Source organism: Flexivirga sp. YIM B11880 (assembly GCF_058148645.1).
In genome coordinates this window covers 1-15923 of sequence record NZ_JBMAMH010000015.1, presented here as the reverse complement: position 1 = coordinate 15923, position 15923 = coordinate 1, and the positions used below count along the sequence as shown (strand labels likewise).

The 15923-nt window shown below is 69.9% G+C and carries 18 protein-coding genes, 1 pseudogene and 1 riboswitch; of the genes and pseudogenes, 2 read left to right on the top strand and 17 right to left on the bottom strand.

Annotation, left to right across the window (positions count from 1 at the left end; translation table 11 throughout):
- Positions 1-10: 10 nt before the first annotated feature.
- Together ACN8HC_RS16925 and hisI are read right to left on the bottom strand one after the other, a co-directional pair.
- On the bottom strand, positions 11-1546 hold the full coding sequence (locus ACN8HC_RS16925; RefSeq protein WP_490076016.1) for an anthranilate synthase component I: 1536 nt from the start codon (positions 1544-1546) through the stop codon (positions 11-13).
- A gap of 77 nt (positions 1547-1623) precedes the next feature.
- Complete coding sequence (gene hisI, locus ACN8HC_RS16920; RefSeq protein WP_490076015.1) at positions 1624-1977, bottom strand: phosphoribosyl-AMP cyclohydrolase; 354 nt, start codon at positions 1975-1977, stop codon at positions 1624-1626.
- 93 nt (positions 1978-2070) lie between these two features.
- Between hisI and ACN8HC_RS16915 the strand changes: the two genes are divergently transcribed.
- Entirely contained in the window at positions 2071-2715 is a 645-nt protein-coding gene (locus ACN8HC_RS16915) for a TIGR03085 family metal-binding protein (protein WP_490076014.1), read from the top strand.
- An 18-nt stretch (positions 2716-2733) separates the two neighbouring features.
- On the opposite strand, the gene hisF is transcribed toward ACN8HC_RS16915, so the two are convergent.
- Positions 2734-3489: an imidazole glycerol phosphate synthase subunit HisF gene (gene hisF, locus ACN8HC_RS16910; RefSeq protein ID WP_490076013.1), complete on the bottom strand. Its 756-nt coding sequence runs from the start codon at positions 3487-3489 to the stop codon at positions 2734-2736.
- An 86-nt stretch (positions 3490-3575) separates the two neighbouring features.
- On the opposite strand from hisF, the gene ACN8HC_RS16905 reads away from it, so the two are divergent.
- On the top strand, positions 3576-4127 hold the full coding sequence (locus tag ACN8HC_RS16905; RefSeq protein WP_490076012.1) for an AAA family ATPase: 552 nt from the start codon (positions 3576-3578) through the stop codon (positions 4125-4127).
- Positions 4128-4247: 120 nt separating this feature from the next.
- On the opposite strand, the gene ACN8HC_RS16900 is transcribed toward ACN8HC_RS16905, so the two are convergent.
- The 14 genes and pseudogenes from ACN8HC_RS16900 to ACN8HC_RS16835 form a co-directional block, all read right to left on the bottom strand.
- A complete protein-coding gene (locus tag ACN8HC_RS16900) occupies positions 4248-4640 on the bottom strand; it encodes a PH domain-containing protein (RefSeq protein ID WP_490076011.1) in 393 nt (130 codons plus the stop codon).
- Between the two features lie 65 nt (positions 4641-4705).
- Entirely contained in the window at positions 4706-5554 is an 849-nt protein-coding gene (gene hisG / locus ACN8HC_RS16895) for an ATP phosphoribosyltransferase (protein WP_490076058.1), read from the bottom strand.
- 1 nt (position 5555) lies between these two features.
- Positions 5556-5819, bottom strand: coding sequence for a phosphoribosyl-ATP diphosphatase (locus tag ACN8HC_RS16890; RefSeq protein WP_490076010.1), 264 nt, complete (start codon positions 5817-5819; stop codon positions 5556-5558).
- A gap of 78 nt (positions 5820-5897) precedes the next feature.
- The gene (gene ribH / locus ACN8HC_RS16885; protein ID WP_490076009.1) at positions 5898-6365 is read right to left on the bottom strand and encodes a 6,7-dimethyl-8-ribityllumazine synthase; all 468 of its coding nucleotides are present in this window, start codon (positions 6363-6365) and stop codon (positions 5898-5900) included.
- 138 nt (positions 6366-6503) lie between these two features.
- Complete coding sequence (gene ribA, locus ACN8HC_RS16880; RefSeq protein ID WP_490076008.1) at positions 6504-7697, bottom strand: GTP cyclohydrolase II; 1194 nt, start codon at positions 7695-7697, stop codon at positions 6504-6506.
- Positions 7694-8395, bottom strand: a complete 702-nt coding sequence (locus tag ACN8HC_RS16875) for a nicotinamide mononucleotide transporter family protein (RefSeq protein ID WP_490076007.1) — start codon at positions 8393-8395, stop codon at positions 7694-7696. The genes ribA and ACN8HC_RS16875 overlap by 4 nt, the downstream gene beginning before the upstream one ends.
- Positions 8392-9000 carry a riboflavin synthase gene (locus tag ACN8HC_RS16870; RefSeq protein WP_490076006.1) on the bottom strand — a complete coding sequence of 203 codons (609 nt, stop codon included), beginning with the start codon at positions 8998-9000 and terminating at the stop codon, positions 8392-8394. The genes ACN8HC_RS16875 and ACN8HC_RS16870 overlap by 4 nt, the downstream gene beginning before the upstream one ends.
- Position 9001: 1 nt before the next feature.
- A complete protein-coding gene (gene ribD / locus ACN8HC_RS16865; protein ID WP_490076005.1) occupies positions 9002-10012 on the bottom strand; it encodes a bifunctional diaminohydroxyphosphoribosylaminopyrimidine deaminase/5-amino-6-(5-phosphoribosylamino)uracil reductase RibD in 1011 nt (336 codons plus the stop codon).
- Positions 10013-10127: 115 nt separating this feature from the next.
- A riboswitch (FMN riboswitch) is annotated at positions 10128-10254 on the bottom strand.
- Positions 10255-10437: 183 nt separating this feature from the next.
- Positions 10438-11100: a ribulose-phosphate 3-epimerase gene (gene rpe, locus ACN8HC_RS16860; RefSeq protein WP_490076004.1), complete on the bottom strand. Its 663-nt coding sequence runs from the start codon at positions 11098-11100 to the stop codon at positions 10438-10440.
- Positions 11101-11148: 48 nt separating this feature from the next.
- The gene (locus ACN8HC_RS16855) at positions 11149-12657 is read right to left on the bottom strand and encodes an RsmB/NOP family class I SAM-dependent RNA methyltransferase (RefSeq protein WP_490076003.1); all 1509 of its coding nucleotides are present in this window, start codon (positions 12655-12657) and stop codon (positions 11149-11151) included.
- Complete coding sequence (gene fmt, locus ACN8HC_RS16850; protein ID WP_490076002.1) at positions 12654-13583, bottom strand: methionyl-tRNA formyltransferase; 930 nt, start codon at positions 13581-13583, stop codon at positions 12654-12656. The genes ACN8HC_RS16855 and fmt overlap by 4 nt, the downstream gene beginning before the upstream one ends.
- Position 13584: 1 nt before the next feature.
- Entirely contained in the window at positions 13585-14130 is a 546-nt protein-coding gene (def, locus tag ACN8HC_RS16845) for a peptide deformylase (RefSeq protein ID WP_490076001.1), read from the bottom strand.
- A 9-nt stretch (positions 14131-14139) separates the two neighbouring features.
- Positions 14140-14811, bottom strand: coding sequence for an HAD family hydrolase (locus ACN8HC_RS16840; protein WP_490076000.1), 672 nt, complete (start codon positions 14809-14811; stop codon positions 14140-14142).
- 78 nt (positions 14812-14889) lie between these two features.
- A pseudogene (locus tag ACN8HC_RS16835) lies at positions 14890-15923 on the bottom strand (primosome assembly protein PriA); the annotation flags it as partial.

Here is a 15923-nt window from a genome sequence, read left to right as displayed (position 1 = left end):
CGGTCGGCGCTCACCCGATCCCCCGCATCCCACCCGCAATGGCGACGGCGCGCAGCGCGGCCGCGGCCTTGGTGCGGGTCTCCTGGTATTCGCTCTCCGGCACCGAGTCGGCGACGATCCCCGCGCCGGCCTGCACGTGGGCGACGTGATCCTTGATGAGCGCGGTGCGGATCGCGATCGCCATGTCGAGGTCGCCCGCGAAGTCGAAGTAACCCACGACCCCGCCATAGACACCGCGGCGGATGCCCTCCAGCCGGTCGATGATCTGCATCGCGCGCGGTTTCGGCGCACCGCTGAGCGTGCCGGCGGGGAAGGTCGCGACGAGCACGTCGTATGCCGAACGCCCCTCGCTGAGCTCGCCGACGACCGTCGACTCCAGATGCATGATGTGGCTGTAGCGGCGGATCTGCATGAACTCGACGGTGTCGACGGTGCCGGCGTCGCAGACCTTCTGCAGGTCGTTGCGTGCCAGGTCGACCAACATCAGGTGCTCGGCGCGCTCCTTGGGGTCGGCCAGGAGCTCGTCGGCGAGGTCCTCGTCCTGCTCGGGACTCTTGCCACGCGGCCGGGAACCGGCGATCGGGTGGGTGATGACCTGCTCCCCCGTCATCTTGACGAGGGCCTCCGGGCTGGAGCCGACGATGTCGTATGTCGAGCCGTCGGGGTGCGGCAGCCGCAACAGATACATGTAGGGGCTCGGGTTGCCGACGCGGAGCGCACGGTAGACGTCGAGCGCGTCCGCCGCACACGGCACCGAAAACCGTTGAGATACAACGATTTGGAAGGCCTCGCCGTCGCGGATGTCTTCCTTCGCAGCCTCCACCATGTCGTGGTACTGCTCCCGGGTGTGGGTGCTCACCGGTGTGAGTTCCACCGGTTCGGGCACGGACACGGTGCTCGGCGCATCCGCCGCGAGCGCCTCCTGCATCGCGTCCAACCGGTCGACGGCGTCCCTCCACGCTTCCGCCGCACGCGCATCGGTGTTGTCGTAGTTGATGGCGTTGGCGATGAGCAGCACGCTGCCGTCGGTGTGGTCGAGCACCGCGAGGTCGGACGCCAGCACCATGCCGATCTCGGGCAGCTGCAGGTCGTCGACGCCGGGGTGCTCCAGCCGCTCCCAGCGCCGGACTGCGTCATACGTGATAGCTCCGACGAGTCCGCCGGTCAGCGGCGGCAGGCCCGGGATGCGCGGGGTCGCGAGAGTGCGCAACGTGTCGCGCAGCACGTCCGTGGGTGTGCCGTCGAGCGGAACGCCGACCGGCGGGGAGCCCAGCCACACGGCTTCACCGTCCTCCTCGGTGAGCGTCGCCCGGCTCTGTGCACCGATGATCGAATAGCGGGACCAGACACCGCCGTGCTCGGCAGACTCCAGCAGGAAGGTGCCCGGCCGGTTGTCGGCCAGCTTGCGATAGATGCCGAGTGGGGTTTCCCCGTCCGCGAGGAGGCGTCGCACCACGGGTATGACGCGCCGGTCGGCCGCGAGTTCGAGGAACTGCGGCAGACCCGGCCAGGTCTGCCCCCACCCGGTCTCGGCGTGGATGTCCACCCCACGAAGTTCTCCTCCGCTACGCTCCCCCGATACTTCGTGGGGACCCCGGTCATCTTCACCGGCTCGCAATGCATTCACGCCTTGACCGCCTCGAGGTCGGTGAAGAAGCAGCTGCGCGCGCCGGTGTGACAGGCCGGTCCGACCTGGTCGACCTTGACGAGCAGGGTGTCGCCGTCACAGTCGAGCGCCACCGACTTCACATGCTGCACGTGACCGGAGGTGTCGCCCTTGCGCCAGTACTCGCCACGGCTGCGGGACCAGAAGGTGACCCGTCCGGTGGTGAGCGTGCGGTGCAGCGCCTCGTCGTCCATCCAGCCGACCATGAGCACCTCACCGGTGTCGTGCTGCTGGATGACCGCGGGCACGAGGCCCGCGTCATCCCGCTTCAGCCGCGTCGCAATGCCTGGGTCGAGCGCCGTTGAACTCACGACCGTCATTCTGCCGCACCGATTTCAGCGCGCCTCGCGCGCGGTGCGTGGCCGAATGCGGTGCCGGGTGCTCGACTGCGCCATGATCGGGGCATGCCGAATTTCGCCCACACCGAACGCATCGCACTGTGTGACACGTTCGTCGCCACCGGGCCGGAGGCGCCGACCTTGTGCGGCGACTGGACCACTCGCGACCTCGCGGCGCACCTCGTCGTGCGGGAGGGTCGCCCGGACGCCGCTGCCGGAATGTTCCTGCCGGTGCTCGCCGGCCATCTCGAGTCGGTGCAGCGCAAGGTCGCCGCGATGCCCTGGGAGCAGCTCGTCGAGACGGTGCGCACCGGTCCGCCGCGGCTCAGCATCTTCCGGCTGCCCGGTGTCGGGGAGAAGGCGAACCTCTCCGAGTTCTTCATCCATCACGAGGACGTGCTGCGGGCCGGCGACCATCCGGAGGCACGGCGAGAGCTGCCCGAGGGCGAGCAGACCGCGTTCTGGCGCATCCTGCCGCGGGTCGGGAAACTGACGCTCCGCAATGTCCGCACCGGCGTCGTCGCCGAGTGCGCGGGGCATGGGCGGCGTACCCTGCGCCCCGCCCGGGACGACCACGGCAGCGTGGTGCTCAGCGCCTCTCCCGCCGAGGTCCTGCTCTACATCTCCGGCCGCCGCGCCGTCACCGACGTGGAGCTGGACGGCTCGGCCGGTGACGTCGACGCCTTCCGGGAGAGCCCGCTCGGCTTCTGAGCGTCCGCCGAGGCGTCCTCAGCGGACCTCGTGGCCCGCGGCGCGCAGCGCGTCCTTGACCTGGCCGATGGTCAGCTCCCGGAAGTGGAAGACGGACGCCGCCAGAACCGCGTCCGCGCCGGCGTCGACGGCCTGCACGAAGTGTTCGACCCGGCCGGCACCCCCGCTGGCGATGATCGGCACGTCGACCTCCGCGCGCACCGCGCGGATCAGCTCCAGATCGAAGCCGTCCTTGGTCCCGTCGGCATCCATCGAGTTGAGCAGGATCTCGCCCACCCCCAGTCGGGCCGCCCGAGCACACCACTCGATCGCGTCCAGGTCGGCCGACTTGAGCCCGCCGTGTGTCGTCACCTCGAAATTGCCGTGCTGGGATCGTCGTACATCGGCTGACAGGACCAGGACTTGGGAGCCGAACCGGTCGGCGATCTCGGAGATCACCTCCGGTCGCGCGATCGCACCCGTGTTGATGCCCACCTTGTCGGCACCGGCGCGCAGTAAGCGGTCGACGTCGTCGACGGTGCGCACTCCCCCACCGACGGTCAGTGGAATGAACACCTGCTCGGCCGTGCGACCGACCACTTCGTATGTCGTCTCCCGCCCGGCGGAGCTCGCGGTCACGTCGAGGAAGGTGAGTTCATCGGCGCCCTGCCGGTCGTAGCGGTCGGCCAGCTCGACCGGGTCACCCGCATCGCGCAGGTTCTCGAAGTTGACTCCCTTGACCACGCGTCCGGCGTCGACGTCGAGGCACGGGATCACACGCACGGCAACCGTCATGAGCGACAAGGTTAGTCGGCGGCTCAGCTGCATTCCGATGCCAGGACCGCGCGGCCGGTGCAGCCCGCGGCGCTAGGTTGCTCGGTGTGACAGACGGTCCGGCCCCGGAACAGGTGGAACGCGTCGCCGCACTCGCCCTCGCAGCGCACAGCCGGCCGGTGATCGTCGCGATCGACGGGCGGAGCGGCTCCGGCAAGACGACGTTCGCGGAGGTGCTGCGCGACCGGCTCGTCGATGCCGCCGTGGTGCACCTCGACCACATCTACCCCGGCTGGGACGGCCTTGCTCCCACACCGGCGTTGGTGGCCGCCCAGGTGCTCGCGCCACTCCGGCGCGGTGAGCCTGCCGCATTCCGTGAGTTCGACTGGGAGCAGGAGGAATTCGGGCGCCTTGTTAGTGTGCCCGCTGCCGCCGTTGTCGTCGTGGAAGGTGCCGGAAGCAGTGTCGGTCCCGCGCGTCGGTATGCCGATGTCCGTGTCTGGCTCGAGGCCGATGAAGCGGTTCGCAAACGCCGCGCCTTGGCCCGGGATGGTGAGACCTATCGGCCGCACTGGCAACGCTGGGCGGACCAGGAAGAACTACTCTTCGCCGCCGACCGCACCCGCGAACGAGCGCACCTCGTGCTGCGCACCCAGTGATCGGGAGAAGCCGGGCCGTATTGGCGGCCGACTCGCACAGGTACCGCCGAGTGGCACACCTGCAGCTGTGCCGGTCGGCGTTTGCTGTGCCACTCAGCGAGCAGGCGGGCGCTCGACCCGTCAGTCGTCGCGGAGCGGGCGGTTGTTGGCTTCGACCAGCGCCGCGAGACGGCGTGCCTCCGCATTCGCGAAGTCACCGTCGGACCGCTGAATCGCCATGACGGCCAGCGTTTCGGTGTCACTCAGCTCGAGGACGAGCCAGGGCGCTCCGTTGCCGAACTGGACGTTCACGATCTGGGCCCAGTCCAGGTCTCGGGACACCACCAGGTTGCTGACGTGCAGACCGTTCGGCGTCGGTGTGGCGCGCACGAACGCGAACCGCAACAGGAACGCAGCGACGGCCACGGCGAAGGCGATCAGCGCCGCCGAGTCGGCTGTCGTCCAGCCGGTCACGCCGCCCTGCGGGATCCGCACCGCGACGACGGCAAACACCACCACGACCGCAATCGCCACGGCGATGCTGACGATTCGCGACCGTCGCGGCCGGAACGTCGCATAGGCGGAACTATGGTCGGCAGTCACAATCGGCAGGCCGCGATCTCGGTGACCAGGATGGCGCGTGCGCCGATCTCGTAGAGCTGGTCCATCACCGAGTTGGTCGAGGTGCGCGGCACCATGGAGCGCACTGCGACATACCCCTTGCGGTGCAGCGGTGAGACGGTCGGTGACTCGAGACCGGGTGTCAGGGCGCACGCCTCCTCGACGAGCTCGACGCGGATGTCATAGTCCATCATCACGTAGCGGTGCGCCGTCTGCACGCCTTGCAGGCGCCGGATCAGCACCTCGACGGCCGGGTCCGAATCCGGGCGGTCCTGCGGGCGGATCAGCACCGCCTCGCTCTGCAGGATCGGCTCACCGAACACTTCCAGACCGGCGTTGCGCAACGTGGTCCCGGTCTCCACGACGTCGGCGATGACATCCGCGACGCCCAGGGTCACCGCCGTCTCCACCGCGCCGTCCAGCCGGACGACCGACGCGTCGATTCCCTTGTCCGCCAGGTCCTTCTGGACCAGACCGGGGAAGCTGGTCGCGATGCGCTTGCCGGCCAGGTCGTCCACGGACGAGGTGTCGCCCGGGCGCGCCGCGTAGCGGAAGGTCGACGCACCGAAGCCGAGCTGCATCACCTCGGTTGCCGGTGCGCCCGAGTCGAGCAGCAGGTCACGGCCGGTGATGCCGACGTCGAGGTGGCCACGGCCGACATACACGGCGATGTCCCGTGGCCGCAGATAGAACAGCTCGACGCGTTGCTCGCTGTCGACGACGACGAGTTCCTTCGACTCGCGCCGCACGCGGTAACCCGCCTCGCGCATGATCTGCGCGCTCGACTCGGCGAGCGCACCCTTGTTGGGCATGGCGACCCGCAGCAGCTCAGAGGTGGGCATAGACGTCCTCCAGCGCGATGTCCTGGGCGACCATCAGCACCTGCAGGTGGTAGAGCAGCTGGCTGATCTCCTCGGCGGTGCGCTCGACACCCTCATGCTCCGCGGCCATCCAGACCTCGGCAGCCTCCTCGACGATCTTCTTGCCGATGAAGTGCACGCCGGCGTCGAGTTCGCGCACAGTGCCGGAGTCCGCCGGCCGGTCCTGGGCCTTGGCCCGTAGCTCAGCAAACAGCTGATCGAACGTCTTCACGTCAGCCAAGGCTAATTGCACCGCACCCCAGGGCGGCAGCTGGACCACACTCTGAGTCGAGCCGTATGACGAGCCGGCTCATCGGCCGCTCAGCGCCACGACGGTGGCGACGGCCGCCGTTGCCGCCTCGAATCCCTTGTCCTCCGCGGATCCCGGCAGACCTGCGCGATCGAGTGCTTGCTCGTCGTTGTCGCACGTGAGCACACCGAAACCGATCGGCGTCCCGGTGCGGACCGAGACCTCGGTCAACCCGTGGGTGGCCGCCGTGCAGACATAGTCGAAATGCGGTGTGCCACCACGGATCACGACACCGAGCGCGACAACCGCGTCGTATGACGGAGCCAGTTGCGCACACGCCACCGACAGCTCGAACGTTCCCGGCACGCGCACCACCGGTGCGTCCGCGACCCCGCATGCCTCGAGACCGCGACGTGCTCCGTCGATCAGTCCGTCCATCACCTGTTCATGCCAGGACGCGGCCACGACCGCGACCCGCAGGCCACTGCCATCGACCGCCGCGGCATCCGGTGCACCGTGCCCGCTCATGCCAAGCCCCTCCTTCGTCGGGTCTTGCCATTCGCCCTGTGCTTGTTCGGTCGTTCGCTTCGCTCGCTCATGCCAAGCCCCTCCTTCGTCGGGTCTTGCCATTCGCCCTGTGCTTGTTCGGTCGTTCGCTTCGCTCGCTCATGCAATATCTCCCAGCCGGTGGCCCAGGCGGTCGCGCTTCGTGTCGAGGTAACGGCTGTTGTTGACGGTCCGACCGGTGACGAGCGGCACCCGGTGGACCTGCAGGCCCAGAGCCTCCAACTGCTTCTCCTTCTGCGGGTTGTTCGTGAGCAGCCGCAGGCTGGTGATCTCGAGATCACGCAGGATCGCGGCGGCCGCGCCGAACTCGCGGTCGTCGACGGGCAGCCCGAGTTCGGTCTGGGCATCGACGGTGTCGAACCCGGTGTCCTGCAACTCGTAGGCACGCAGCTTGTCCAGGAGTCCCACCCCGCGGCCCTCGTGTCCCCGCAGGTAGACCAGCGCGCCCCCCTCGACGCCGAGCCGGCGCATCGCCTCGTCGAGCTGCGGCCCGCAGTCACACCGCGTCGAGCCGAACGCGTCGCCCGTGAGGCACTCGGAATGCACTCGCACCAGGGGAGATTCGTCTGGTATGCCGTGCGGCGACACCAGCGCGAGATGGTCGTGCCCGGTGAGCAGGTCGGTGTATCCGAACATCGTGAACGTGCCGTTCGACGTCGGTAGCTTGGTGCGGGCGCGGCACAGGACGCGGTCGTGCAGCTTGCGCCACGCGACGAGGTCCTCGATGGTGATGATCACCAGGCCGTCCCGCCCCGCGAGCACCTCGGCGTCGCCGAGTCGCATCATCGACCCGTCGTCGTGCACGAGTTCGACGATCGCACCTACCGGCGAGCAACCGGCCAGCCGCGCGAGGTCCACCGCAGCCTCCGTGTGACCGGTTCGTTCGAGCACCCCGCCGTCGCGCGCCCGCAACGGGAAGATGTGCCCGGGCCGGGTGAAATCGGCCACGTCGGAGGCAGGATCTGCCAGCGTCGCAAGCGTTTTCGCGCGCTCAGCGGCACTGATCCCGGTGGCCAGCCCGGCCGCGTCCACCGAGATCGTGTATGCCGTGCCCTTCGGGTCCTGGTTGTCGCGCACCATCGGCGGCAGTCCGAGCCGGTCGGCGGTTGCATGGGGCATCGGCGCACAGATGACGCCGGAGCCGTGCCGGACGGCCCAGCCGATCCACCGCTCGTCGGCGTGCTGCGCCGCCATCACGAGGTCGACCTCGTTCTCGCGGTCCGCGTCGTCCGCGACGAGCACCGGTCGACCGGCAGCGATTTCGGCCAGCGCGGCCTCGATCCGATCAGTCATGACGTCACCAACTCCTCGTGGACGGCGGCAGCCCGGTCAGCACGGCTCACTCGCAACCACACGAAGAAGCCCCAGATGACGAAGCAGGCGTAGAAGGCGTAGAGCGCCGCCGACGGGTAGTACTGGAAATGGATCAGCTCCGGCACGCCGACGAGATCGACCGCGATCCAGGCCAGCCAGAACTCGTTCCAGCCACGTGCCATCGCGTACGTCGCCACGATGGAGCCGACGAAGATCCAGGCATCCGCCCAGTAGTACCAGCTCGGGGCCGGCCAGCCGACGCCGATGATGCGCGAGATCCACTGCACGAAAATGATTGCAACGACGACGAACCCGAGGATGGTGAGACGTTGCCGCCAGGTTGCCCAGTGTGGCTGCACCGCCGGTGCGTCGGTCCGCCGGCCGGCCTTGTTGCGCTGCCACAGCCACCAGCCGTAGATCGACGTCAGGACGAAGAACACCTGGCGCCCCGCCTGTCCGAACATCACCTGGCCACCGTGCGCGGTGAAGCCCAGCGCGAAGAAGACCGTGAAGAGCAGGACGTTGCCGATGATGCCGACCGGCCAGGCCCAGACCTTGCGACGCATGCCGCCGATGGCGGAGGCGAGTCCGAAGAGGTTGCCGATGATCTCGCGCCACGTGATGCCGTGACCGCCGATCGTGATCGACGCGTCGTAGAGATGTTCCCAGAAGTTCACTCAGCCACCTCCGCGGCCCGCAGGCCGACCATTCGTTCGACATATTTCGCGAGCACGTCCACCTCGAGGTTCACCGGATCGCCGACCGCTCGCTCGCCGAAGGTCGTCAGCGCGAGCGTGGTCGGGATGAGGCAGACGGTGAAGTCGTCGTCACTGACCGAGGCGACGGTCAGCGAGACGCCGTCGAGCGCCACGGAGCCCTTCTCCGCGACGTATGGCGCGAGACCCGCCGGCAGCGACAGCCGGACCTCGGTCCAGTGCTCGTGCTCCTCCCGGCCGACCACCTCGACGACACCGTCCACGTGGCCCTGCACGATGTGGCCGTCCAGCCGGCCGTCGGCGCGCATCGCCCGCTCCAGGTTGACCGGCCGGCCCGGAGCGAGCGCCCCGAGACTGCTCCGGTCGAGAGTCTCGGCCATCACGTCGACCGTGAATGCGTCGGCGCTGTGCTCCACGACCGTCAGGCAGACGCCGTTGACCGCAATCGAGGCGCCGTGCTCGACCTGCTCGAGCACGGCGTGTGCCTCGAGCGTGAGGCGAGCCGAGTCTCCTTCTCGCGTGATCTGTTTCGTCATACCCAGTTCTTCGACGATGCCGGTGAACACGTCACTTCCTCCGATAGGTGAGTCGCACGTCGTCGGCGAGCCGTCGGACGTCGTGCAGGGTCCAGGTTGCGGCGTCGGTGAGGGTTCCGACGCCAATGTCACCGACGGCGGCCGTGCCCGCGCCGAGCAGCACCGGAGCGACGTAGGCGACCACCTCGTCGACCAGCCCGGCCCGCTGGAACGCCGCGCCGAGCGTCGCGCCACCTTCGAGCAGCACCGAGCGGATGCCGCGGGTGTGCAGGTCCTTGAGGACGACGTCGGGCTCGTGGCTGCGCAACTGCACGGTGGGCGCCGCATCGTCCAGCACTCTTGCCCCGGCCGGCAGCTCCCGCTCCCCGACCACGACGCGCAACGGCTGGCGGCCCGTGACACGCTCGGTCGCGGAGCGCGCGGTGAGGTGCGGGTCGTCGGCCAGGGCGGTGCCGGTCCCGACCAGGACGGCGCCGACCCGGGTCCGCAGCTCGTGCACCTCGGCGCGTGACTGCGGGTTGCTGATCCACTGGCTGGTGCCGTCCGAAGCCGCGGACCGACCGTCCAGGCTCATCGCGAATTTCCAGGTCAGCCAAGGGCGTTGGTTCCTGACGGCAAATGACCAGACCTCGTTGAGCGCGCCCGCTTCCGCGCTCAGCACGCCGCCGTGCACCTCGATGCCACGCGCGCGCAGCAGCGCCGCACCCCCCTGCGCCACCGGGTTGGGATCGGCCTGCGCGTAGACGACGCGAGCCACGCCGGCGGCGGCGAGGGCGTCGACGCAGGGACCGGTGCGGCCCTGGTGGGCGCACGGCTCGAGGGTCACGTATGCCGTGGCGCCTCTCGCGCGCTCCCCCGCGTCGGCCAGGGCGACGACCTCGGCGTGCGGCGTGCCCGCACCCGCGTGCCAGCCACGACCGACCACGACGCCGTCCAGTTCCAGGACGCAGCCGACCCGTGGGTTGGGGTCGGCAAACGGTCCGCGCGCGGCGAGTTCGAGCGCAGCACGCATCGGCTGCTCGAAAACTGAGGGATTGTGCACCGCCTCGCCACTCCTTCCCGGTCCGGTCTCACCGGCTCCGGGGATGACGAGCGGTCGCGATCCGCCAGAACTGCTGACGTTGCACTGCCGCCGGGGTCTGCCAGAGGGCACACCCCACGTGCGCCTCCCATCCGGACTTTAACCGTCGGTCCTGGAGTTTCACCAGGTCAACCGGCTGCCGAAGCAGCCGGGTCGCGGACTATCACCGCCGGCTCGGAATTTCACCGACCCCGGAGCACGTTCGGCAGCAAGTATGCCACGGCCAGTCAAGCCTCACCGACCGGCATACCTGCCGAGAGGCTCAGCAATGACCGACAGGCTCAGAAAAATCGGGCGTCTCGCCCGATTGTTCTGAGCCTGTCGATGTGGTTGTGAGCCTCTCGGCACAGTGGGCGCGCGTCTGGCACGCGGCGATGGGATGGCACTCAGTGGTGCTGGGCGCAGGACGTGGCGAGCTCACGCAGCTGGTCGATCGCAGCCGCGGCGTCATCGGCGCCGTAAACCGCTGAGCCGGCGACGAATACGTCGGCCCCGGCCTCCGCGCACTGCTCGATGGTCGAGGCGGCCACTCCGCCGTCCACCTCGACGCGGATCTCGCCGCCGCGCCGGTTGATCGCTTCGCGCACCTCGCGCACCTTCGGCATCTGGTCGGCCATGAAGCTCTGGCCGCCGAAGCCGGGCTCGACGGTCATGACCAGGACCATGTCCACGACGTCGAGCAGCTCTTCGTATGGCGCGAACGGGGTGCCGGGCTTGAGCGCCATACACGCCTTGGCGCCGGCGGCGTGCAGGTCCTTGGCCAGCTTGCGCGGGTCGCGGGCGGCCTCGATGTGGAAGGTGACGCTGTGCGCACCCGCCTCGGCATACGACGGCGCCCACCGGTCGGGGTCGTCGATCATCAGGTGGCAGTCGAGCGGGATCGGACTGACCCGCTGCAGTGCCTCGACGACCGGCAGGCCGATGGTCAGATTGGGCACGAAGTGGTAGTCCATGACGTCCACGTGCGCCCAGTCGGCATTCGCGATGGCGTGCAGATCGCGCTCGAGGTTGGCGAAGTCGGCCGACAGGATGCTCGGTGCGATCAACACGCGCCCTCCAGATGTGTCATAGCGAATCGGGTTGGATCATCTAGGAGTTCAGCCCTTGCGCAACAAGGCGAAGAACATCGCGTCGGTCCCGTGCAGGTGCGGCCACAGCTGCACGGTCGGGCCGCCGCCGAGGTCGGCAAGCTGCTGACCGGCGGCGTCGCGGAAGAGCGGACGCGCGTCCTCGATCGTCACGTCGCTCCGGTTCTGCGTCACCGACCGCACCACCTCGGTCGTCTCGGCGACGTGCGGGCTGCAGGTCACGTAGGCGACCACACCGCCGGGTTTGGTCGCGTCCAGCGCCGAGCCGAGCAACTGCGTCTGGATCGCCGTCAGGTCGGTGACGTCGGACGGGCTGCGCCGCCAGCGCGCTTCGGGACGGCGGCGCAAGGCCCCGAGGCCGGTGCACGGCGCGTCGACCAGCACCCGGTCGTAGGTGTTCGGTTCCTCGGCACCGAGCTCGCGTCCGTCTCCGGTGCCGATCATCACCTCGGCTCCCGCGTCCAGCGCCGCGCGCATGGTGCGGCGTACCAACTCAGTGCGGTGCTCACTCAGCTCGTTGACGAAAACGGTGACGTCGGGCTGCTCCAACGACAGGGCCGCGAGCAGCGCCGCCTTGCCGCCAGGTCCGGCACACAGGTCGAGCCACTCCTGCGCGCCCGCACCGCCGCGCGGAGCGGCGGCGAACGCCAGCGCCACGAGCTGGGATCCCTCGTCCTGCACCGCTGCTCGCGTCTGCCGCACGGCGGGTATGTCGGCCGGGTCGCCGCCGGGCAGAGTCGCACCCACCGGCGACAGCTGCGAGGCCTCGGCTCCGGCGTCGACCAGCTCCTGCACGGTGGCCAGCCCGGGCCGGGCGACGAGCGACACGGCGGGCGCCGCGTTGTCGGCCTCGAGCAGGGCCACGAGCGCGGTGTCGAGTTCCGCCTCGTCGGTCACTCCCCCGGCGCGCAGCGCGCCGCGCAAGGCACGCACCACCCACGCCGGATGCGAGTGTTCGACGGCCAGCGCCTCGTCGCGCGGACGGCCGGCAGTCACCTCCCGCACCCATTCGTCACGGGTGCGCTCAGTGATCCGGCGCAGCACCGCATTGACGAAACCCGACGCACCGGTGCCGTTCACCTCACGGGCGAGCGCGACGGTCTCGGACGCGGCTGCGTGGGGCGGGACGCGCATCGAGAGGATCTGGTGAGCGCCGATCCGCAACGTGTCGAGGACCGGGGGGTCGATCTGCCCGACCGGCCGACCGGCCGCGAACTCGATGACGGCGTCGTAGAGGCCACGCATCCGGATCGCGCCATACGTCAGCTCGGTGGCGAAGGCTGCGTCGCGCCCGTGCAGGCCGGCCGCACGCAGCACCTTCGGCAACTCCAGATTGGCGTAGGCCCCGTCGGCCACGGCGCGGCTGACCTGCCAGGCCGCCTTGCGGGTCGGGTCGCCGCCGCGCCTGCGGTCGGCGGGGCGCACTGCCGTGCGGTTCTTGCCGCCGGCTTGTCGCGACGCCGGGCGCTGCCGGCCGCGGTCGTCGCGGAAACCACCGCGTCGGTCACCATCGGTCACGAGAGAGTCTCTCCTTCTGCGACACGCACGCCGCGCGCCCAGTCCGCTGCAGACATCGCCTTCTTGCCGTGCGGCTGCACGACGTCCAGCCGGACGGGCGTGGTGCCGGTCCCGGCATACATCGCCTTCTTGGTGGCGAGCAACTCCCCCGGTGCGAGCTGGACGTCATCCGGCGCGGCGAGGGTGACGCGGCCGATCTTCAGCCGGGTGTCCCGGAAATTCGTCCACGCACCCGGCGCCGGAGTACAGGCGCGCACGCGGCGGTCGATCGCGAATGCGGGCTCAGTCCAACGAATCTCGCCGTCGGCGACGGTGATCTTGGGTGCCATCGACACGCCCTGGGCAGGCTGTGGCACAGGCGTGATCGAGCCGTTCTCCAACCCGTCCAGCGCGGCAACCAGCAAGCCGGCGCCTGCGTCCGCCAGCCGGCCGAGCAGCTCGCCGCTGGTGTCGGCCGGGCGAATCGTCTCGGTCATCGTGCCGAGCACCGGACCGGTGTCCATTCCCTCCTCGAGCAGGAAGACCGTCGCGCCGGTCACCTCGTCGCCGTGCAGGATCGCGTGCTGCACCGGCGCCGCGCCGCGCCAGGCGGGCAGCAGCGAGAAATGCAGGTTGACCCAGCCGAACCGCGGTATGTCGAGGACCTTGCGCGGCACGAGCGATCCGTAGGCGACGACCGGGCAGACGTCGGGCTCGAGCTCCGCGAGCTCTGCGGCGAAGGCGGGGTCCTTCGCCGACCGCGGCTTCAGCACGGGCACACCGAGCTCGGCGCCGAATTCGCCGATCGGTGACGGTCGCAGGCTGCGGCCGCGACCGGCCGGGGCGTCGGGCCGGGTGACCACGCCGACGATCTCGTGCGGTGAGCCGGCGATCGCGCGCAGACTGGGCAGCGCCACGTCGGGTGTGCCGGCGAAGACGACGCGCATGTCAGGCTCCGTAGGCCGGGTTGGTGTGCGGGCTGTCCCGGATGATCGGGCCGGGCAGTCCGGCCCATTCGGCGGCGCGGATCTCCTTGAGGGCCAGCTTGCGCTGCTCCTTGTCCAGCCGGTCGATGAACAGGATCCCGTCCAAGTGGTCGGTCTCGTGCTGAATGCACCGGGCCAGCAGGTGGCTGCCTTCCAGGACGACCGGCTCGCCATACATGTCGAAACCGCGGGCGACGACCGACAACGACCGCGGGGTCGGCCAGGAGAAGTCCGGGATCGACAGGCAGCCCTCGTCGTCCACTTCGAGCTCGGCCGACAGGTCCACGTCGGGGTTGACCAGATGCCCGAGCACTCCGTCGACGTGATAGGTGAAAACGCGCAGGCCGACACCGAGCTGCGGCGCGGCGAGACCGGCGCCGGGCGCGTCCAGCATCGTCTCGGTCAGGTCCGCCACGAGCGTTCGCAGCTCCTTGTCGAACGTCGTGACCGGCGCGGCCGGTGTCCGCAGGACCGGATCGCCGTACAGCCGGATCGGCGTGATCGACATGCGTGGTCCCTACTGTTCCACCGGGAGCCCGCGCACCAGCAGGTCGGCACGCAACTCCTCGGGCGTCGTGAAGACGATCGCGTCCATGCCCGCTTGGGCCGCCGCCTGCACGTTGGCGAGCTTGTCGTCGATGAAGAGGCAGTCGTCGAGGCTGCCCAAGTGCCGGATCCGGTCGCCGAGCTCCTCGAAGATCTCCGGGTCGGGCTTGGCGACGCCCTCCTCGCCCGAGACGACGATGTCGTCGAACAGGTCGAGGAAGTCATAGGTCTCGAGCGCCACCGGGAAGGTCTCCGCCGACCAGTTGGTCAGCGCGATCAACGGGATGCCGGCGGCATGCAACTGCTTCAGGATGGCGACCGTGCCGTCGATGGCGCCGCGCAGCGACTTGGCGAAATTGACACGGTAGGAACGGATTTCGTCTTCGAAGTGCGGGTATGCCGCCACCGCGGCCTCCTCCGCCTCAGCGAAGCTGCGGCCGGCGTCCTGCTCGTGGTTCCAGGCGCCGAAATCGAAGTCGTCCGCCGCCAGGAACGCGCGGGCACGCTGCTCACCGACGCCTGCGGCGATCGCCGGCTGCGGGTCCCAGTCGATGAGCACATTGCCGAGGTCGAAGACCACGGCGTCGACCGGCGACGGGTTCAGGTTTGCCTCCGCGGCGGACAGGGACTGCTGCTGGCTCACCATCCAGACACTAGCGATGTCGACGCATGTCGCTGCTCTCGGGTTGGCCGGGCGGCCGGGAGTGCGCTCCCGCCGCGATCACAGCAGTGCGCCGCTCGGATCGACGCGCACGGTGACCGTGCCCGGCAGCTTGCGCGCGCTGCGAACCGCCCGCGCCGCGCTGACCGCCCGGGTCGCGGCAGTGGCGTGGGACGGTTGTGTGCGCAGCAGTAGCGTGGTGCCCTCCGCGCCGCCGGGCGCCGGCATCGGACCGATGCGTTCGAGCGGTATGTCGCTGCCGAGTGTCTCTCCGGCCGCGTCCGCGAACGCGTCGAGGTCTGGGGCGGCGCCGCTGAGCAGCGTCATCCACGACGCGGGTGGCAGGTCGAGTTCGCGGCGCGCGGCCAGCTCGCGTTCGGCGAACGCCGCGGGCGCCCACCGGGCCAGCGCCTCGACCGGCGGCAGGGTGACGCCGGATGCCGCACCGCAGACCACGACCGTGCCGCCGTCGGCGGCGGGCCGGGTCAGCGCCGCGGCGGCCAGCCAGCGCCGCAAGGTCTCCTCGCCGGCGTCGAGTGCGGAGCGATCGAGCAAGGCCCACGCGTCGAGCAACAGCGTTGCGGTGTAACCGGATCTGGCGACCGGCTCGGCCCCGGGGGTGGCGATGACCAGTTTGGGTTCCGGTCCGACCGAGCCGATGACCTCACCCGCTCCCGATCGCACGACGCTCGTGCCGGGGAACGCACGGCCCAGCTCCTCCGCGGTGCGTCGCGCCCCGACGACGGCTGCGCGCAAGGTGGTGGCGTAACACTCAGGGCAGCGCCACGGGCTCGCCGTCCGGCCACACCACCGGCACGCCGCCGGCGCGGTCGGGGCGGTCAGGCCGAGCGGGCCGTGACAGTGGCCGCACCGTGCGATCTGCCGGCACTGGCCGCAGCGCAGGGTCGGCAGATAGCCGCGCCGGGGCACCTGGACGAGCACCGGCCCGTCGGCGAGCGCTGCGTGCGCGGTGGACCAGGCGACCGGCGGCAGGTGCGCGTGTGCGGCGGCGCCGGCTCGGGCGACTTCCCGCTCGTCCCCGGCGACGACGACGCGGGGGACGGCGCCGGGCGTCATACGGGCGCTGACCTCGC